Consider the following 19,341-nt stretch of genomic DNA (forward strand, 5'->3'; position numbering starts at 1 on the left):
TGCGACAAACCGGGCCGTCCCGGCAGTTCTACCCTTTACGGGGGGAGGTCGTCCTACAACAAAACTTCATATGGCCATTTTGGCGAAATTCTTGAAGGGCCTCGTATTCTCCAAATCTGAAACAGAATGCATAATTCTGTTGCAGATTCCCCGGAATGCCCGCGCTCCATCGTGGACATTCTTTTATCCAGTGGGCAAGCTTGCGCCATGGTTCCGCGGATTGGCGAACTCGCCAGTCGGGGCGACGCGCCGGGAGGTCTCGTGGCAAACCCCTTTTCCCATGGCACCGTCCATGACGCAGGAGAAGATCTTCAGGCGGCGCTGCGGTCGGATCCGCAAATCCTCGCGCTGTGGGAAAGCCTGACGCTGCTCGGTCGCAACGAGTTCATCTGCTGGGTCGAGGACGCGAAACAGCCGAAAACGCGCCGGCGACGCATCGAGCGAACCCGTGAGGAACTGTTGGAGGGCAAGAAGCGGCCCTGCTGCTGGGCGGGGTGCATTCACCGCACCGACAAGGCGCCCGGCCGTTGGCAGCAGGCTGTCCTGATCGATCGGAAAGAGAAGAAGGGTCCGTAGCCGGCTTGGGCGACCTCTCCGATCTACCGTCCCCCGGGAAACGCTAGTGTCGGGATTCCCTGTCCGGGTCAGGCCCACCGAGACGCGGCCCACCCAAACCTTGACCGGCCTCGTGCCCGCGTGGCAACTCGCGGGCAATCGTTTCCGCCCGCCGCGATCGCCCGCGGGCCCCAATCCGGACCGCTCCTATCATGTCAGACACGCCCTCCCACATGGACCCGCGCCGCTCCTTCCAGGCGCTGATCCTGACGCTCCACCGCTACTGGGCCGACTATGGCTGCGTGGTTCTGCAACCCTACGACATGGAGGTCGGCGCCGGCACCTTCCATCCGGCGACGACGCTGCGCGCGCTCGGCCCGAAGCGGTGGAACGCGGCCTATGTCCAGCCGTCGCGGCGGCCCAAGGACGGGCGTTACGGCGAGAACCCCAATCGGCTGCAGCATTATTACCAGTATCAAGTGATCCTGAAGCCGAACCCGTCGAACCTGCAGGAGCTCTATCTCGGCTCGCTGGAGGCAATCGGAATCGATCCGCTGTTGCACGACATCCGCTTCGTCGAGGACGATTGGGAAAGCCCGACGCTGGGCGCCTGGGGCCTCGGCTGGGAGTGCTGGTGCGACGGCATGGAGGTGTCGCAGTTCACCTATTTCCAGCAAGTCTGCGGCATCGAATGCGCCCCGGTGGCGGGCGAACTGACCTATGGCCTGGAACGCCTCGCCATGTATGTGCAGAATGTCGACAACGTCTACGACCTCAATTTCAACGGCCGCGAGGGCGAGGAAAAGGTCAGCTATGGCGACGTCTTCGTGCAGGCCGAACAGGAATATTCGCGCTACAATTTCGAGTTCGCCGACACGGCGATGCTGCTCAAGCATTTCGACGACGCCGAGGCGGAATGCCTGGCGCTCCTGAAGGCGGGGGCGCCGAGCGATCCGGGCACACTGCATCAATGCGTGCTGCCGGCCTACGACCAGTGCATCAAGGCATCTCACGTCTTCAATCTGCTCGACGCGCGTGGCGTCATTTCGGTCACCGAGCGCCAGAGCTATATTCTGCGCGTGCGCACCCTCGCCAAGGCCTGCGGCGAGGCGTTTTTGCTGACCGACGCGGGCGGGGCACTGGCCGCGGCCGCCTGACGGCTACCGAATCTCGACAATTCGCTCTCCGGCGTCCAGCGCCGCGACCAGTTCCGGCAAGGCGGCCTCGAAGACGTGGCGCAAGACCGGATTGCTTACGTTTCCCAATCTCACCCAAACGACTGGAACACCGGACTCCTCGTTGTTGGCCAGGCTGAGGAAATCAGCGTCCTTAGTGATCAGGACCGCTCTGGTATGGCACGCGTGATCCCAAATCAAGCGATCGTCGGAAGCGCCAAGGCCGATTCGATTGACATGATCGGCTTCGTGTCCAGCCTCCCGCAGGTAATCAGCCAAGCCGGGGGGCAACTGCGCATCCACCAGGAAACGCACGACTAGGCCGCTCGGATGACGCGGTGGTCGATCATTCCGGCGGCATAGCCCAGCGCCGCGCCGATATCCTTCTCCGAGAGATAGTCGAAATCTCTTAGAATATCCCCGCGTGCCGCTCCCGAGGCCAGCATTTCGAGGATATCGGTAACACGCACGCGCGTGCCGCGAATCGTCGGCCGCCCTCCGCAGATGGCGGGATCCGAGACAATGCGGCCGGCTCTGTCATCGTCGGCGCGGCGGAGTACGCCGGGTCGGATTTGTTCCAACTCGTCATGCAGAACATTGATCCGGTCTTCTTCCCGTCTTCGCTTTCCGTAGGCTGCGAGAAATGCCTCCAGAGCCACGGTCACCTCGCTCGCCAGTCGCGTGTCCGGTGGCACGACGGCGAACCATTGCCTGAGCATCTTTTCGGTTCGATCGCCGTCCGGTTCAGCGTCCGGATGACCTTTGACTGCGAGATAGTCCTCAGCCCTTTCGAATTGCCGGCGAAGAAACTTGCTGGGTGCGAAACGCCAGGTTTCGCCATCGCGCAGGGCGTACCAGGAGCGGGTGAAAGACACGCGGCGTAGGAGTTCCGGGCTCCGATCCAGCGCGTCACCGTAGCGGATGATCTGCGTTTGCGCTTGATCGAGGGAAACCACCGGTTTCGGCAAAGGCTTCGACATGTTTGCCATCCATTCAGGTAAAATAGATATGCACGTTAATACGCCATAATAATCTTTCGGTCCAACGCTGTATCCGTGTCACCGGATGCGACATCGCATTTGCTTTTCCACCGGACGGCTTATTTCCCCCCGTCATACGGAGAAGCTTTTCAATCACGAGAGGTCGCGATGCAGTGGCGCGGACGCAGGCAGTCGAGCAATATCGAGGACAGGCGGGGCTCGGGCGGCGGCTTCGGCCGGCGCGGTGGCGGGGGCTTGCGGCTGCCGATACGGGCCGGGGGCGGTGGCACCATCGGCCTGCTCATCGTGGCGGCGGTGCTGTGGCTTGGCTTCGGGATCAACCCATTGCAGCTTCTCGGCATGGCGGATGGCGGCGGCAGCAGCTATCAGACCAGCCAGCGCACCGGCCCGGGCGTCGCAGGCACCGCCGACACGACCGATGATTTCGTCGCGACCGTCCTTGCCGACACCGAGGATGTTTGGACCCAGCGCTTCCAGGAGGCGGGCGAAACCTATCCGGCGCCGACCCTCGTCTTGTTCACCGACCGGGTCGATTCGGCCTGCGGCATCGCCGGCGCGGCGACCGGGCCATTCTACTGCCCGTCCGATTCCAAGCTCTATATCGATCTCGGCTTCTTCGACCAACTGCGCAACCAGCTCGGCGCGCCGGGCGATTTCGCCCAAGCCTATGTTATCGCCCACGAGGTCGGCCACCACATCCAGAACCTCACCGGTGTCTTGCCGAAGTTCAACCAGGCGCGCTCGCGCATGAGCGAGTCGGACGCGAACGCCATGTCGGTGCGGGTGGAGTTGCAGGCCGATTGCTATGCCGGCATTTGGGCGAATGGCAGTCAGCAAGCCGGATATCTGGAGGCCGGCGATATCGACGAGGCGCTGAACGCCGCCCAGCAGATCGGCGACGACACGCTGCAAAAGCGCAGCCAGGGCACCGTGGTGCCGGACAGCTTCACCCATGGCACGTCGGCGCAGCGCCAGGAGTGGTTCCGGCGCGGCTTCGATAGCGGCGATTTCGGCGCCTGCGATACGCTGAGCGGTGCGATCTGAGGCGCGTCGGGCGTCGCAGTGATGGCGATGACCCGCCTCGAGGCGAAGGCGCATCGCGCGCGCCGCGCCATCGCCGCGCAGACAACCGCGCTGGAGGAGCACCTCTGGCGCGGTATCCGCGCGATCCCGGGTGAGGGCGGCCATTTCCATCGGCAGGTGGTGATCGGCCCTTACCTCGCCGACTTCGTCTCCCATCGCCTGCGCCTCATCATCGAGGTCGACGGCGCCCAGCATGCGCGCGCCGACCGGCAGGCTAGGGACGCCGCGCGTGACCGCTGGCTCGGCGAGTGCGGCTATCTGGTCGTGCGCTTCGCTAATAATACGGTCCGCGCCGATTCCGCCGCGGTGCTCGAATCCATCCGTGCCGTGGTCGACGAGCGGCGGCATTTGCCACCCGGGGAGGAACCGGCCAAGCCGAAAGTTCTCGGCAAGAAGCGCCCGCGGCCGAAACCCGGAACGTCCTGACGTGGATCGTCGAGGATCGGGCAGGATCCTTGTTCGACCCTCCCCCATTGGGGCGATCCGACCGCCGGTTGATCGGCGGCCGGAACTGGGTTTCGATCGCATCAGTGAGAACGCTGTCGGGGAGGGACGCGTGCCAGCCATCGGTCGCTCGGTGATGATCGTCGGCAGCCCCGGCGCCGGCAAGTCGACGCTGGCACGCCAGCCAGGCCAAGGACCGGCAACGCGAGGACTGGCTCGGCTCGCAAGGCTACCGGGTGCTGCGCTTCTGGAACGACGAGGTCCGGCTTGAACGGGATGCCGTCCTTGACACGATCTTTGCCGTGGTCGAAGAGCGTCGCCAAATGCGGGACGATCGATGATCATGCTCCCAACCTCCCCTTGGTGGGGAGGTCGCCGCCCCCGGGTCTTGCCTTCGGCAAGCCCGAGGACAGACGCCACGGCGGGTGGAGGGCTCTCGACTGTTCATTCCATCCCACCCCGGCGCTGACGCGCCGACCCTCCCCATCGAGGGGAGGGTGGAGAAATGCCGAGCCATGCCCGACCTTCTGCTTGAACTGCGCTCCGAAGAGATTCTCGCCCGCCCGCGCTCCCGCAGCGCCATCGGCGCGAGGAAGCGCAACCAGGCGAATGGCATGCGGGCGGAGAGACACTGATGCCCGACCTTCTGCTTGAACTGCGCTCCGAAGAGATTCCCGCCCGCCCGCGCTCCCGCAGCGCCATCGGCGCGAGGAAGCACAACCAGGCGAATGGCATGCGGGCGGAGAGACACTGATGCCCGACCTTCTGCTTGAACTGCGCTCCGAAGAGATTCCCGCCCGCATGCAGCGCAAGGCGGCGGGCGATCTGAAAAAGCTGGTCGCCGATGCGCTGGTCGACGCCGGGCTGACCTATGAGGGCGCGCGGGAATATTGGACGCCGCGGCGCCTGACCCTTGACATTCGCGGCGTCGACGCCCGCTCGAAGGACGTTGCCGAGGAGCGCAAGGGACCGCGCACCGACGCGCCGCCAAAGGCCATCGAAGGGTTTCTGCGCGGCGCGGGGCTCGCCTCAATCGACGATGCGGAAATCCGCTCGGACCCGAAGAAGGGCGATTTCTACGTCGCGACGATCAAAAAGCCGGGTCGGCCGGCCGAGGGGATCATCGCCGACGCGATGCCGGGCATCATCAAGGGCTTTCCCTGGCCGAAATCCATGCGCTGGGGCGCCGCCTCGCGCGAGCCGGGTTCCTTGCGCTGGGTGCGGCCGCTGCAATCGATCCTGTGCACCTTCGGTCCGGAGACCGAGGAGCCGGTGGTGGTCGATTTTTCCGTCGACGGCATCAAGGCCGGCAACACGACGCGGGGCCACCGGTTTCATGCGCCGGAGGAATTCTCCGTCCGCCGCTTCGACGATTACGCGGCGAAGCTGGAAAAGGCCTTCGTCGTGCTCGACGCCGAGCGGCGCAGGGAGATGATCCGCCACGACGCGGAAAACCTCGCCTTCGCCAAGGGCCTCGAAGTGGTGCCGGATGACGGGCTGCTGGACGAGGTGTCGGGGCTGGTCGAATGGCCGGTGACGCTGATGGGTGAGTTCGAGCCGGAATTTCTCGAGATTCCGCCGGAAATCATCCGCTCGACCATCAAGGCCAACCAGAAGTGCTTTGTCACGCGTGCCCCCTCCGACGTGGCAGAAAAGCGCGCCATTCCTCTCCCCGGCGGGGAGAGGGTGGCTGCGAAGCAGCCGGGTGAGGGGGCGTCTCTCTCCAACCATTTCGTCCTCGTTTCCAATATCGAGGCGAGCGACGGTGGCGCGGCGATCGCGAGCGGCAATGGCAAGGTGGTGCGGGCGCGGCTGTCGGATGCTCTGTATTTCTGGCAGACCGACCAGGCCGATTTGCCCGACCTGAAGAGCCTGGCGGCGTCGGCGGAAAAATTCGACCTCGATCTGACAAAGCCGCTCGACCAGCGCATGGCCAAGCTCGACGCGCTGGGCGTGACCTTCCACGCCAAGCTGGGCACGCAGGGCGAGCGGGTCGCCCGCATCGCGACACTGGCCGAGGAAATCGCGCGGACGGCCTATCCCGAGGGGGCGACGCTCGGCGGCGAGGCGGTTTCGGCCGACGAACTGGCGGCGCTGGCGAAACGCGCGGCGGTGCTGGCCAAGGCCGACCTCACCACCGAGGCGGTCGGCGAGTTTCCCGAGTTGCAGGGGCTGATGGGCCGTTACTATGCCGCGCTGCAGGGCGAGCATCCGTCGGTGCAGGCGGCGATCGAGGAGCATTACAAGCCGTTGGGGCCGACGGACAGCGTGCCGAGCGACCCGGTGGCGATCTGCGTGGCGCTGGCCGACAAGCTCGACATGCTGGTCGGCTTCTGGGCGATCGACGAAAAGCCGACAGGTTCGAAGGACCCTTATGCGCTGAGACGGGCGGCGCTGGGGATGATCCGGTTGTTGTCCGAATTCACCGTGAGATTGTCGCCCGTGATTTTCGAATCTTATGTCAATATTCTTGTAAGCCAGCAGCGCGGGCGGAATGTTATTTATTACAGGATCCGCTCTTCTAAGCCAGATTGGCTGAATTATGCGACAATAACTGCCCTGAAAACGCCTGATTTTCTGGAAGATTTTCCAAAAAATGAACTCGATACTAACGAGCCCTTTATCGTAGTCATCGAGGAGAAGGCTGCGGATAGCAAGTGGTTCGTGCAGTTGTCGGGGGGACGTACTCCGAAAGCAGCAGTGAATGAGTATCCTTCAGCCAATGCGCTACTCGATGACCTCCTCGCCTTCTTCCACGACCGTCTGAAGGTGCAACTTCGCGACTCCGGCGCGCGGCACGATCTTGTCGATGCCGTGCTGTCGGGCGGCGAGGGTTCCGCGCCGAACGACGACATCCTCGATATTACCCGCCGCGTCGAGGCGCTGGGTACATTCCTCGACTCAGAGGACGGTCAGAACCTCCTCGCCGGCACCCGCCGCGCGGCGAACATTCTCGCCGCCGAGGAGAAGAAGGGCACCCGCATCGCCGAAACCGTCGATCTCGCTCTGTTGACCGAGCACGAGGAAAAGGTATTGGCCGGCGCCGTCGACCGGGCCGAGATCGAGCTGGAAGAGGCGCTGGCGGTCGAGAATTACGAACACGCCATGGCCGGGCTCGCGAACTTGCGCATTCCCGTCGACGCGTTTTTCGACAAGGTGCTGGTCAACGCCGAGGACGAAGCCGTGCGAGCCAACCGGCTGGCGCTGCTCGCCCGCATCCGCGCGGCGACGCGAAAGGTCGCCGATTTCGGTAAGATCGCCGGCTGAGCTGGCAAGGCGCCACATTCGGCGCTTCATTCAACCCGAACGCCTTTACCGGGGCAGGCGACGCGATCACATCCCCGTGTTTCGAGGCTCGATGGAGTGGGCAGCGTTAACCAAAAATTAACTCAAAGTTGAGGGTTTCCGGGACTTTGTGGTAAAATCGTCAGGTCTTGCCTTTACTGTGGCTTCCTGAACGCCTGACTGAAACATTTCGTGATCGGCTTTGCCCGGAACCCGCCAGATTTGAAGGGGATAGCTGCGCTCAGCCGCTTGGGACGGATTTGAACCTTCGGGTTCAGGGGGCCGTCCCGAAACCAGACTTCGAGCGACTTCGAGGGGAAACCAGCGAATGATGAAGCTCAGCGCCGTTACGACGGCTGCCGTGAAATTTGCCTGCGCCATCGTCGCGGGCACGCTGTTGATCAGCAGTTCGGCTCATGCCGAATGGAAAGCTCCGTGGAAATCGGACGACAAGGCGCTTGTGATCGATGCCTACGAGTTCAACCCGATCAACTGGCAGGAACTGACCTCGGACAAGCGCATCGCCGGCTTTATCAACAAGGCCTCTGATGGCCTGCCGCCAGCGTGGAGCTGCGGCAAGAGCGACGACGACGCCTACAAGCTGTGCAAGAACCGCTGGTGGAAATATTCGGTCACCAAGGAACTCTATATGACCCGCCGCGAGATGGCGAAGATGAAGGGACTCCTCTGGGGCGCCTATCATCTCGGCCGTCCCGGCAATCCGCGCGAGCAGGCCGACCATTTTGTCGATTTCGCCGAGCCGGCCGAGGACGATCTGATCGCGCTCGACATCGAGGACAATTCCGAGGAGTGGATGAGCCTCGCCGATGCCGAGATCTTCGCTGACCAGATCAAGATCCGCACGGGTCGCTATCCCGTGCTCTACACCAACGGCTCGACCGCCAAGGCGATCTCCGCCCAGCGGGCGCAATATCCGCTGCTGTCGCGTCTGCCGCTCTGGTATGCGCGCTACCGGGACGACATTACCGGCAAGTTTCCCGAGGAAACCTGGCCGAGCTATGCCCTGTGGCAGTTCTCCTCGATGCACAATTGCGACAGCCGCAGCTGCCCGTACCGGGTGAAGGGCGCCAAGACCGACATCGATGTCAATGTTTCGACGATGGACGTCGCCGGCCTCAAGGCCGCCTGGCCGTTCAACGAGTTGATCGAGCGGGCGCCGGACGCCGACGATCCGGCGATGATGATCGCCTCGCTGGACGAGACGACCAAGGCGGAGGTGGCCAAGGTTGCTGTCGCGACGGAAGCCGACGCGACGACCCCGCCCAAGCCTGGTGCCAAGCCGACGACGAGCCCGCTGGTCGCCGCCTATGGCCCCGCTGAGCAGCACGCGCGGCTGGACCCGCTGAAACTCCTGACCAATGCCGCCCGTGGCGCAACGAAGGCTGACAAGCCGGCGCTTGTGGCAGACGCCGTCGCCCCGGCCGAGGAGCCGTCGGGTGAAGCCGTCCGCGAGTTCCAGACCCATCTCGCCGCGCTGCAAGAGGCGGTTGCCTACGCCGCCAACGAAGTCGACCGGCTGTTCATCGGCCGCGCGGAAGCGGCGACGCGCCGGGAAGAGGCACGGCCGATCAAAGGCGGCGACGAAAGTGCCGCATTGGATTCGCGGCAGCGCTCGCGTTTTGCCGAAATCGTCAAAGCGGCGGAAGCGGCCAAGAAGGCCGGTGCCCTGCCGATGCCGGCGCGAATTCTGTCGCAGCTGGGCGCCGAGGGCGGCGACCGCGGGTCGCGCGTCGCTCTACCCGGTGCTGGGCAACGCTTTGCCGGGCTCGACATGCCGGCCCGCCGCATCGACGCGGCGTTCGAAGCGACGCGCTGATCCCGCGCTCTTCGCTTTTTTAGGCGTTCAGCAAAATTTTATCGGATCAACGTGGAACCAAAGCTCAAGACAACCGTTTCAGACCCGAACAATTACGCCAACATGCTAGAGTACGGGTGCTTCAAATGAATAAAACAATTGGCTGGGTCGTCGGTATCATCGTCCTTTTGATCGTGGTCTGGTTCGCCTTCACGATGATCAATGTGGATGTGACCGAGGAAGGCGCGTTGCCGGAAGTTAGCGTCGAAGGCGGTCAGCTGCCCAAGGCAGATGTCACGACGGGCGATATCGACGTCGGCACGGAAGAAAAGACGATCGAGGTTCCGACGATCGACGTCCAGCCGGCTCCGGAGACCGACAAGCCCGCCAACTAAGTTCTGGCGAGCCGCCTGCGGTTCCAGTAAGAACCCTAAAAGGCAGTGGCGAAAGCCACTGCCTTTTTTTATTTTCGGGCTGCTCCACATTTGGGGCCGCATGAGGTCTCGTTTGGAAGCCGGCCATGACGTCTGAACGCGCTGCCCCCGATGTCGCTTCGGTCTGTTTGGGCGAAGCTCGTGCCGGTGCGATCGAGACGACCTGCCTTCCGGCCGAAAGCGACGACGCTGTCGAGCGCACGGTCGCCTGCCTTCGCGGCGGCGGCCTTGTGGGCCTGCCGACCGAGACGGTCTATGGGCTCGCGGGCGACGCCACCAATGGCGAGGCCGTCGCACGGATATTCGAGGCCAAAGGCCGTCCCCGCTTCAACCCGCTCATCTGTCACGTCAGCGACCGCGACATGGCGGCACGCCTGGCCGTCTTCGACGACATGGCGCGGGCGCTGGCGGAGCGGTTCTGGCCCGGGCCGCTGACGATCGTCCTGCCGCAGGCGGGGGGAACGCCGGTTCATCCGCTGACGACCGGCGGCCTTGCCACCATCGCGCTGCGTCAGCCGAAGGGAATCGCCGGCGACATCATTGCGCGCCTCGGCCGTCCGCTCGCCGCGCCGAGCGCCAATCCCTCCGGGCGGGTCAGCGCCACCAGCGCGGGCCAGGTGATGCGTGGCCTCGGCGGCCGGATCGAAATGATCCTCGACGCGGGTCCGTCGGAGCTCGGCCTGGAATCGACCATCGTCAAGCTGGAGCGGGGCCGCCTGGTGCTCCTGCGCGCCGGCCTTGTCGGTCGAGAGGCCTTACACGAAGCGACCGGGCTCGCCGTCGTCGCGCCGGATGCGGGTTCGGGCATCGAGGCGCCCGGCCAGCTTCGATCCCATTACGCGCCGCACGGCTCGGTCCGGCTCGACGTGACTCAGGTGGAGCCGGGGGACTATCTGATTGCCTTTGGTGATGCGCCTGTGCCCGGCGCGGATGGGGCGGCCGAGATCGTCAATCTCAGCCCGTCCGGCGATCTGCGCGAGGCGGCGGCGAATCTGTTCGCGGCGCTGGCCCGCTTCGACCGGCCGGAGATCGCGCGCATCGCCGTGGCGCCGATCCCGCAAGAGGGGCTGGGCGAGGCGATCAACGACCGGCTTCGCCGCGCCGCCGCGCCGCGGGACTGACGCCGCGAACGACAGCCGGCTCGACGGATCGTCGCCGGCCTTCTATGTCTCGATCTTATGCAAGAGACCGATCCGAAAATCCCTGCCGTCCTCCTGGCCCGCTTCGCGGCCATCGTCGGTTCCGCCAACGCGCTGCGGGATGCCGACATGATGGAGGCCTACTTCAACGAGCCGCGCGACCTGTTTCATGGCCGCGCGGGATTGGTGCTGCGGCCAGGCAATGTCGAGGAGGTTGCCGCGATCATGCGCCTCGCCAGCGAGACGCGGACGCCGATCGTGCCCCAGGGCGGCAATACCGGCCTTGTCGGCGGTCAATCACCCCGCTCGCAATCCGAGGTTCTGGTCAGCCTGTCGCGGCTCGATCGTATCCGCGATGTCGACCCGATCGGCCGCACGGCGACCGTCGAGGCGGGCGTCGTCCTGAAGCGAATCCAGGAGGCCGCGGACGAGGCGGACCTGTTGTTTCCGCTGTCGCTCGGCTCGGAAGGCTCCTGCCAGATCGGTGGCAATCTCGCCTCGAATGCCGGCGGAACCGGCGTTCTGGCCTATGGCAACGCCCGCGAGCTCTGCCTCGGCATCGAGGCGGTGCTGCCGTCGGGCGAGGTTCTGCACGGGCTGCGACGCCTGAAGAAGGACAACCGCGGCTACGATCTTCGCAATTTGCTGATCGGGTCGGAGGGGACGCTGGGGATCATTACCGCCGCCGTGCTCAAGCTGTTCCCCAAGCCCGCCGGCCGCGAAGTCGCCTATGTCGGGCTGGCGTCGCCTGAAGCCGCCCTGACGCTGCTGCAATTGGCGGAGCGACGGGCGGGAGCGCAGCTCACCGCCTTCGAATTGATTCCGCGCCTCGGCATGGAGTTCACGCTCCGCCATACGATCGGTTCCCGCGACCCGCTGGAGGCGCCGCATCCCTGGTACATTCTCATGGAGATCTCCTCCGGCCGCTCGCAGGGCGACGCGCGCGAGACATTGGAGGGAATCCTAGAGGCCGGATTCGAGAGCCATGTCGTCGCCGATGCAGCGATCGCCAAATCGCTCGCCGAAGCGAACAGCTTCTGGATCATGCGCGAGGAGTTGAGTTGGGCGCAGCGGCCCGAGGGCGGATCCATCAAGCATGATGTGTCCGTGCCGGTCGCCCTTATCCCGGAATTTCTTCAGGCCGCCGACAAGGCGGTGCTCGAGGCGATACCGCAGGCGCGGATCGTGGCGTTCGGCCATCTCGGTGACGGCAATATCCATTACAACATCTCGCAGCCCGTCGGGGCCGACAAGGACGCCTTTCTGGACCGCTGGCACGAGATCAGCGATCTCGTCCACGGCATCGTCCGCACCCTGGACGGCAGCTTTTCCGCCGAGCACGGCATCGGCCAGCTGAAGCGCGACGAGCTCGCCCGGACCAAAGAGGGCGTCGAGATCGATCTGATGCGGCGGCTGAAGGCGGTGTTTGATCCTGACAACATCTTAAATCCTGGCAAGCTCGTTTAGACTTGATTCAAGTTTTCGACTTGCTAACCGTCTTTTCCGTCATGAAGACTTAACCGACTTTCTTAGCGCGACTTCAAGGCGGCGCCCCTACTGTCATCTTTATCGAAGGCCGGGATTACATCGGCCCGAACGAGAGACCGAAACATCGGCTCTCAGGAGAGGCAGAAGGCGTCATTTCATGAGCATTGCTCCGAACCCACTCGCGACCAAGCCCGAATGGGCGAACGTCCCGGTCCGCCTTGACCCGGCTGCTTGCGATCGTCGCCAGACGATCGAAATGGTCGAGGACGGGGAATTGATCACCTACAAGGTCGACCGCCGCGGGGCCGTCGTCCATCGGCGTCTGGAGAAATCCGGACTGCCGGTTTCGATCGCGCTGCCGCCACGCGCCTTCCGGGGTGTCGCGGCCCGCGCCATGGAAGACGGCAACGGCGAGGTGACGGTGACGCTTGAGCTGCATCACAGCGATCCGCGCTGCACGGTGCCGCTCTTGGTTGCCAGCGATCTCTACGACGTCGCCGCAGACTGGCGGGGATGGGCGGAACTGTTCAACCTGCCGATGCTGATGATCGAGGCGGATGGCGCGTTGCGCACGCTTGAAGAGACACTGGGGCACATCCGGGCTGCCGCGCCGGCGCCGCGTCGCCGGTCGCCCAACCGCCAGCGCCGGCCGCGCTTCCTGGCGCGTCGCAAGCCCGGTGGGCTCGGGATGCGCATGGTGGTTGCCGGAGAGGAAATCATCGCCCGTCAGTAGCGCCGGGCGGTGGAGTCAGACCGCCGCCAGCGGGAAGGACAGCGCCCACAGGGACGAGAAGATCAAGCCGAAGAAGATGATCCAGCCGAACACCGTGTTCGACTTGAAAAGCCTCAGGCACTGGTCCGCATCCTCGATGTCGAGGGTGCGGATCTGCCAGATCATCTGGAAGGCGCCGGCGGCAAGGCCGGCATAGGCGGGCCATTCGGGTCCGCCCCCCGTGCCATAGCCGGTCAGCACGAAGGCGCCCGCGAACAGGGCGATTGCGCCGAGATACAGAATTGTCAGCGCCAGTCTGGTTCGCTCGCCGAACAGCCGGGCCGTGGAACGGACGCCAACCAGCGCGTCGTCTTCCTTGTCCTGATGCGCATAGATGGTGTCGTAGCCGACGGTCCAGAGAATGCTGCCGGCGTAAAGCAGGCCGGCAGCGAGCGACAGCGTGCCCCAATATGCCGCCCATCCCATCAGCGCGCCCCAGGAAAAGGCGAGGCCGAGCCCCAGCTGCGGCCAGTCGGTGAAGCGCTTCAGGAATGGATAGATCGCCACCACGCCGAGCGAGGCGACCCCGAGCAGGACCGCGAACAGGTTGAACTGGATCAGTACCAGGAACCCGACCAGCGCCTGGACGACGAGAAACAACTTCGCCTGGAGGCGCGAAACCCGGCCGGAAGGCAGCGGCCGCGACCGGGTGCGTGCGACGAGCGTATCGATCTTCTCGTCGACGAGGTCGTTATAGGTACACCCCGCGCCGCGCATGGCGATCGCACCGATGAGGAAGAGCAACAGTTGCCAAAGGCTGGGAAGGCCGGTGTGAACGGCCCCCGTCTGCACCGCCTGCGGTGCCAGCGCCGCCGCCCACCAGCACGGCCACAGCAGCAATTGCCAGCCGATCGGGCGGTCCCATCGCGCCAACTGCGCATAGGGCCAGAGGCCGCGCGGCAACGTGCGGTAGACCCAATTGTTGGACGGTGCATCCGCCACGCGGTCGATTTGGTCCGCGAGGCTTCCTTTCAGATTCGACATGGCACCGAGATTGATGGCCGAAAGGCCGCAGTCAAGGGTTTTCCGCTTTATCAACGCTTAAGATTTGCCGCGCCGAACTTGACCGCGGCCGTTGCGCCCCCGTAATCGGCAGCGGTCGGCCGGCCTGGGCGGCAGAAATGCGCTGACAGGGGCGAAGCCATGACGATCAACGTTCTTCTCATCGGCGGCGGTGGCCGCGAACACGCGATTGCCTGGAAACTCGCGCAATCGCCCGATCTTGGGCGCCTCTACGCCGCGCCGGGCAATCCCGGCATCGCCGAGCACGCCGAGACCGTCGAACTCGACATCTTGGATCAAGCGGCCGTCGTGGCGTTCTGTCGCTCCAATGCGATCGGCCTTGTAATCGTCGGTCCCGAAGTGCCGCTCGTCGCCGGCCTCGGCGATAGCCTTGCCGCCGCCGGTATTCCGGTGTTCGGCCCCTCCGCCGCCGCGGCGCGGCTCGAGGGCTCGAAGGGCTTCACCAAGGATCTGTGCACCCTCCACGACATTCCGACGGCGCGCTACCGTCGCTTCGACGACGTGGCCGCCGCGCGCGACTATGTCCGCGACGGCGGTCTGCCGATCGTGATCAAGGCGGACGGGCTTGCCGCCGGCAAGGGCGTCACGGTCGCCGAAACGCGTCAGGACGCGCTTGCGGCCATCGACGCCTGCTTCGAGGGCGATTTCGGCGGGCCGGGCGCGGAGGTCGTCATCGAGGAGTTCCTCGAGGGCGAGGAGGCGAGCCTGTTTTGCATCTGCGATGGCGAGCGGGCGCTGTTCTTCGGCACGGCGCAGGATCACAAGCGCGCCTTCGACCGTGACCGCGGCCCGAACACAGGCGGCATGGGCGCCTATTCGCCGGCGCTGCCGATGAACGATGCGATGGTGCGCCGGGCGATGCGCGAGATCGTCGAGCCGACGCTCGCCGGGATGAAGGCGGCCGGAGCCCCGTTCCAGGGCATTCTATATGCCGGGCTGATGCTGACGGAGTCCGGTCCCAAGCTGATCGAATACAATGTTCGCTTCGGCGATCCGGAATGCCAGGTGCTGATGATGCGGCTGGAAAGCGATCTGCTGCCGATTCTTCTCGCCGCCGCCAAGGGCGACGTCTCGGCCGTCGTGCCGCAATGGTCGGAAGAGCGGGCCCTGACCGTGGTCATGGCTTCGGAGGGCTATCCGGGCGCCCATGCCAAGGGCACCGCGATCCGCCATTTGCCGGCGGCGAGTGCAACGACACGTATCTTCCAGGCCGGGACACAACGCGATGGCGACCAACTGCTCGCTGTCGGCGGACGTGTCCTCAACGTCACCGCCACCGGTGCCAGCGTGAAGGAAGCCGCGCGCCGCGCCTATGAGGTCGTCGAAGCCGTCGAATGGGGCGAGGGATTCTGGCGTTCAGACATCGGCCACCGCGCGATCATGACCGAAAGCGTCTGAAGTCTCCGATCGGCCGGGTATTTAGCGTTCGGGGCCCCTCCCGACCGTATCGGCTACGTTGACCTTTACGTAAAATGTGGGAAATGTCTTGGCCCGTGGGTGGGAAACCATCCACGGGGCCATACATTCCTCGTTAACAATGCGGCGAACCCCGGAGCGAAGCCATGTCATTTCGTCAGGAAAAGCTGACACGGCCGATCTATCGATGGGCCAAGGGCGTCATGCCGCCGATCTCGGAAACCGAGCGGGAGGCGATCGACGCCGGCACGGTTTGGTGGGACGGCGAACTCTTCACAGGCGATCCCGACTGGAACAAGTTGCTCGCTATGCCCCCGGCGCGGCTGTCGCCGGACGAACAGGCGTTTCTCGACGGTCCAGTCAACGAACTCTGCGCGATGATCGATGAGTGGAAGCTGGTCTGGGAAGATCGCGATCTGCCGCCCGAGGTCTGGGACTTCCTGCGCAAGAAGAAATTCTTCGGCATGATCATCCCGAAGGAATACGGCGGCCTGGGCTTTTCCAATACCGCGCATTCGGAGGTGGTGCGTAAGGTCTCCTCCTGTTCGGTCGTCGCCGGCGTCACCGTGATGGTGCCGAATTCGCTCGGACCGGGCGAATTGATGCTGCATTTCGGCACGCAGGCGCAGCGCGATTACTGGCTGCCGCGTCTCGCCGACGGGCGCGAGATTCCGTGCTTCGGCCTGACCTCGCAGGAAGCCGGCTCCGACGCGGCGGCGATGCTCGACACCGGCATGGTCGAATATGGCGAGCATGATGGCGAGCGCGTTCTCGGCATCCGGCTGAATTTCCACAAGCGCTACATCACCCTCGGCCCGGTCGCGACGGTGATGGGCCTCGCCTTCAAGATGTTCGATCCGCAGAACCATCTCGGCAAGGGCGAGGATCTCGGCATCACGGTGGCGCTGCTGCCGACTGCGACCAAGGGCGTCCGGCACGGCGACCGGCATGTCCCGCTGCTGACCTATTTCCAGAACGGCCCGCTCTACGGCGACGACGTGTTCATTCCGCTCGACTGGATTCTCGGCGGGCCAGACCAGATCGGCCAGGGCTGGACGATGCTGATGACGGCGCTTGCCGCCGGCCGTGGCATTTCGCTGCCCTCGCAATCCTCCGCCGCGGCCGCCATCTGCGCGCGTACCACTGGGGCCTATGCGCGGGTTCGCACCCAGTTCAACGTGCCGATCGGCATGTTCGAGGGCATCCAACAGCCGCTCGCCGACATCGCCGCCAATGCGTATCTCATCGACGCCGCCCGCCGGCTGACCGTTGCCGCGCTGGATGAAGGCCATAAGCCGTCGGTGGTGTCGGCGATCATGAAGGCGCACGCGACCTATCGCATGCGCGAGTCGATCGAGCGGGCCATGGACATTCATGGCGGCAAGGCGATCATCGACGGCCCGAAGAACTATCTCGCCTCTCAGTACCGGTCGGTGCCGATCGGCATCACGGTCGAAGGCGCCAACATCCTCACCCGCAATCTGATGATCTTCGGCCAGGGGGCGATCCGCGCCCATCCCTACATGCTGAAGGAACTGCTGGCCCTGTCCGACGAGGACGAGGAGAAGGGGCTGGACGACTTCGACAAACATTTCTGGGCGCATGTCGGCCATTCGGCCAAGAACGCCCTGCGCTGCTTCGTGCGCGGCTGGACCGGCGGTCTGGCCGCCCCGGCGCCGAAGAATGCGGCTTTCACCAGCCATTGGCGGCAATTGTCGCGCTATGCCTCGGCGTTCGCGCTTCTGTCCGACCTGTCGCTGTTGACCCTGGGCGGCGCGCTGAAACGCAAGGAAATGCTGTCGGCGCGGCTCGGCGACATTCTCTCCGAACTCTATCTGCTCGGCGCCGTCCTGAAGCGTTTCGAGACGGAGGGGCGGCCGGAGGCCGACAAGCCGCTGGTCGAGTACATCATGGAGAAGGGCTACAATCGCATGGCTCTTGCCTTCAACGGCGTCCTCGACAATCTGCCGGCGCGTTGGGCGGCGATCCTGACCCGGGCGATCGCCTTTCCGCTGGGCGTGCCCTATCACGAGCCGTCGGACGAATTGACCAGCGAGGTCGCGGCGATTCTGATGCGTCCGTCCTCGCAGCGCGACCGGCTGACGCCGGACCTCTATCTCGGCGAGGGACACGCCCAGCATCCGATCAAGGATCTGGAACTCGCCTTCGAACTGGTGAGCGAGGCCGCGCCGATCGAGAAGAAGCTGCGCGAGGCCAACATCCGCGATCCCGAGGAAGCGAGGGAGGCTGGCGTGATCTCCAATGCGGAGTTCGTGCGGCTGGCGGAGGCCAAGGAGGCGGTGGACAAGGTCATCGCGGTGGACGCTTTCCCGATGGCGGAGGTCTCTCCGATCGCATCCCAACATGATCGTCCGGCCAAAAATGGCGGCAAGGGCGAACAGCGAGAGGCAGCGGAATAATGGCGAAAGCGGTCTATCTGGTCGACGGCGCCCGCACCCCGTTCATTAAGGCACGCGGCAAGCCGGGTCCGTTCTCGCCCGTCGACCTCGCGGTCCAGTGCGGCCGGCCGCTGTTGATGCGGCAGAGCTTTGCAGCGGATGCGATCGATCTGGTTATCCTCGGCTGCGTCAATGTCGTCGCGGACGAGATGAACCCGGCGCGCGTCGCGGCCTTGCGTCTGGGCCTGAAGGACGAGATTCCGGCCTTCACGGTCCAGATCAATTGCGGCTCCGGCATGCAGTCGATCGACACGGCGTTTCGCTATATCGAGCGCGGTACGGCCGACATCGTGCTGGCCGGCGGGGCCGAGGCGCTAAGCCATTCGCCGCTCGTCCTCAGGCGCGGCGCCGTCGACTGGTTCGCGGCGCTCAACGGCGCCCGCTCCACGACCGACCGGCTGAAGGCCTTCACCGGTTTGCGGCCGGAGTTCCTCAAGCCGGTCATCGGGCTGGAGCGCGGTCTCACCGACCCGATCACCAATCTCAATATGGGCCAAACCGCCGAAGTGCTGGCCCATCTCTTCGACGTGTCCCGGCGTGAGGCGGACGCCTATGCGGCCGAAAGCCATAACCGGCTGGCCAACGCGACGAAGCAGGGCTGGCTGCGGGACGAGATGCTGCCGGCCTTCTCCCGCGACGGCGAGGTCTTCGATCACGATGACGGGGTGCGGCCGGACTCCTCCGCCGCGTCCCTCGCCAAGCTGAAGCCGGTCTTCGAACGGCCTTACGGCAAGGTGACGGCCGGCAATTCCTCGCAGATCACCGACGGCGCCTCGTGGGTCGTGCTGGCGTCGGAGGAGGCCGTCACGCGTCATGGCATGACGCCGCTGGCGCGCATCGTCGATTCAGAATGGGGCGGGCTCGACCCGTCGATCATGGGTCTTGGCCCAGTGGTGTCGACGGCGCCGATCCTGAAGCGCCAGAACATGACGGTGGCCGACGTGGATCTGTGGGAGTTGAACGAGGCCTTCGCGACCCAGGTGCTGGCCTGCCTCGCGGCGTTCGACGATCCGAGCCTGGTCGATCCGGTGCTCGGCCTGGAAGGTCGCGGCGGTCGGATCGATCACGCCAACATCAATGTCGACGGCGGCGCCATCTCGCTCGGTCATCCGGTCGGCACCAGCGGCAATCGCATCACCTTGCATCTGGCCAACGCCATGCGGCGGCTCGGCCGCAAGCGCGGCATCGCGACCGAATGTATCGGCGGCGGGCTCGGCGGCGCGATGCTGCTGGAAGCCGCCTGAGCGCGCG

16 protein-coding genes and 1 pseudogene are annotated in these 19,341 nt (G+C 64.8%); 14 read left to right on the plus strand and 3 right to left on the minus strand.

What is annotated here, in order from left to right; translation table 11 throughout:
• The first annotated feature begins 261 nt into the window (after positions 1-261).
• On the plus strand, positions 262-576 hold the full coding sequence (locus tag VQ045_RS05245; RefSeq protein WP_331829380.1) for a YdeI/OmpD-associated family protein: 315 nt from the start codon (positions 262-264) through the stop codon (positions 574-576).
• 191 nt (positions 577-767) lie between these two features.
• Positions 768-1,712, plus strand: coding sequence for a glycine--tRNA ligase subunit alpha (locus VQ045_RS05250; protein ID WP_331829381.1), 945 nt, complete (start codon positions 768-770; stop codon positions 1,710-1,712).
• A gap of 3 nt (positions 1,713-1,715) precedes the next feature.
• Here VQ045_RS05250 and VQ045_RS05255 read toward each other — a convergent pair whose 3' ends face one another.
• Both VQ045_RS05255 and VQ045_RS05260 read right to left on the minus strand, forming a co-directional pair.
• Positions 1,716-2,045, minus strand: a complete 330-nt coding sequence (locus tag VQ045_RS05255) for a DUF5615 family PIN-like protein (protein WP_331829382.1) — start codon at positions 2,043-2,045, stop codon at positions 1,716-1,718.
• Between the two features lie 2 nt (positions 2,046-2,047).
• The gene (locus VQ045_RS05260) at positions 2,048-2,710 is read right to left on the minus strand and encodes a DUF433 domain-containing protein (protein ID WP_331829383.1); all 663 of its coding nucleotides are present in this window, start codon (positions 2,708-2,710) and stop codon (positions 2,048-2,050) included.
• Positions 2,711-2,878: 168 nt separating this feature from the next.
• On the opposite strand from VQ045_RS05260, the gene ypfJ reads away from it, so the two are divergent.
• From ypfJ to VQ045_RS05310, 9 genes and pseudogenes are all read left to right on the plus strand, one after another.
• On the plus strand, positions 2,879-3,775 hold the full coding sequence (ypfJ, locus tag VQ045_RS05265; RefSeq protein ID WP_327622360.1) for a KPN_02809 family neutral zinc metallopeptidase: 897 nt from the start codon (positions 2,879-2,881) through the stop codon (positions 3,773-3,775).
• Between the two features lie 21 nt (positions 3,776-3,796).
• The gene (locus VQ045_RS05270) at positions 3,797-4,240 is read left to right on the plus strand and encodes an endonuclease domain-containing protein (RefSeq protein ID WP_327644972.1); all 444 of its coding nucleotides are present in this window, start codon (positions 3,797-3,799) and stop codon (positions 4,238-4,240) included.
• A 209-nt stretch (positions 4,241-4,449) separates the two neighbouring features.
• Positions 4,450-4,599: pseudogene (locus VQ045_RS05275) on the plus strand (DUF559 domain-containing protein); the annotation flags it as partial.
• 412 nt (positions 4,600-5,011) lie between these two features.
• A complete protein-coding gene (gene glyS, locus VQ045_RS05280) occupies positions 5,012-7,525 on the plus strand; it encodes a glycine--tRNA ligase subunit beta (protein ID WP_442879825.1) in 2,514 nt (837 codons plus the stop codon).
• 346 nt (positions 7,526-7,871) lie between these two features.
• Positions 7,872-9,380: a GH25 family lysozyme gene (locus VQ045_RS05290; protein WP_331829384.1), complete on the plus strand. Its 1,509-nt coding sequence runs from the start codon at positions 7,872-7,874 to the stop codon at positions 9,378-9,380.
• Positions 9,381-9,505: 125 nt separating this feature from the next.
• Positions 9,506-9,754, plus strand: a complete 249-nt coding sequence (locus tag VQ045_RS05295; protein ID WP_327622356.1) for a hypothetical protein — start codon at positions 9,506-9,508, stop codon at positions 9,752-9,754.
• Between the two features lie 125 nt (positions 9,755-9,879).
• Positions 9,880-10,914, plus strand: a complete 1,035-nt coding sequence (locus tag VQ045_RS05300) for an L-threonylcarbamoyladenylate synthase (protein WP_331829385.1) — start codon at positions 9,880-9,882, stop codon at positions 10,912-10,914.
• A gap of 57 nt (positions 10,915-10,971) precedes the next feature.
• The gene (locus VQ045_RS05305) at positions 10,972-12,399 is read left to right on the plus strand and encodes an FAD-binding oxidoreductase (RefSeq protein ID WP_331829386.1); all 1,428 of its coding nucleotides are present in this window, start codon (positions 10,972-10,974) and stop codon (positions 12,397-12,399) included.
• 178 nt (positions 12,400-12,577) lie between these two features.
• Positions 12,578-13,153: a DUF6101 family protein gene (locus tag VQ045_RS05310; protein WP_327622353.1), complete on the plus strand. Its 576-nt coding sequence runs from the start codon at positions 12,578-12,580 to the stop codon at positions 13,151-13,153.
• Positions 13,154-13,168: 15 nt separating this feature from the next.
• Here VQ045_RS05310 and ubiA read toward each other — a convergent pair whose 3' ends face one another.
• Positions 13,169-14,176, minus strand: a complete 1,008-nt coding sequence (ubiA, locus tag VQ045_RS05315; protein ID WP_331829387.1) for a 4-hydroxybenzoate octaprenyltransferase — start codon at positions 14,174-14,176, stop codon at positions 13,169-13,171.
• Between the two features lie 165 nt (positions 14,177-14,341).
• Between ubiA and purD the strand changes: the two genes are divergently transcribed.
• The 3 genes from purD to VQ045_RS05330 all read left to right on the plus strand — a co-directional run bounded on the left by purD (position 14,342) and on the right by VQ045_RS05330 (position 19,334).
• Positions 14,342-15,613: a phosphoribosylamine--glycine ligase gene (gene purD, locus VQ045_RS05320; protein WP_331829414.1), complete on the plus strand. Its 1,272-nt coding sequence runs from the start codon at positions 14,342-14,344 to the stop codon at positions 15,611-15,613.
• A gap of 164 nt (positions 15,614-15,777) precedes the next feature.
• Positions 15,778-18,051: an acyl-CoA dehydrogenase gene (locus VQ045_RS05325; RefSeq protein ID WP_331829388.1), complete on the plus strand. Its 2,274-nt coding sequence runs from the start codon at positions 15,778-15,780 to the stop codon at positions 18,049-18,051.
• Positions 18,051-19,334 (plus strand): acetyl-CoA C-acetyltransferase, encoded by a 1,284-nt coding sequence (locus VQ045_RS05330; RefSeq protein ID WP_331829389.1) that lies wholly within the window; start codon positions 18,051-18,053, stop codon positions 19,332-19,334. Before VQ045_RS05325 ends, VQ045_RS05330 begins: the two co-directional genes overlap by 1 nt.
• The last annotated feature ends 7 nt before the right edge of the window (positions 19,335-19,341 follow it).

The organism is Aurantimonas sp. E1-2-R+4 (assembly GCF_036549515.1).
GTDB classification, from domain to species: Bacteria; Pseudomonadota; Alphaproteobacteria; order Rhizobiales; family Rhizobiaceae; genus Aurantimonas; species Aurantimonas coralicida_A.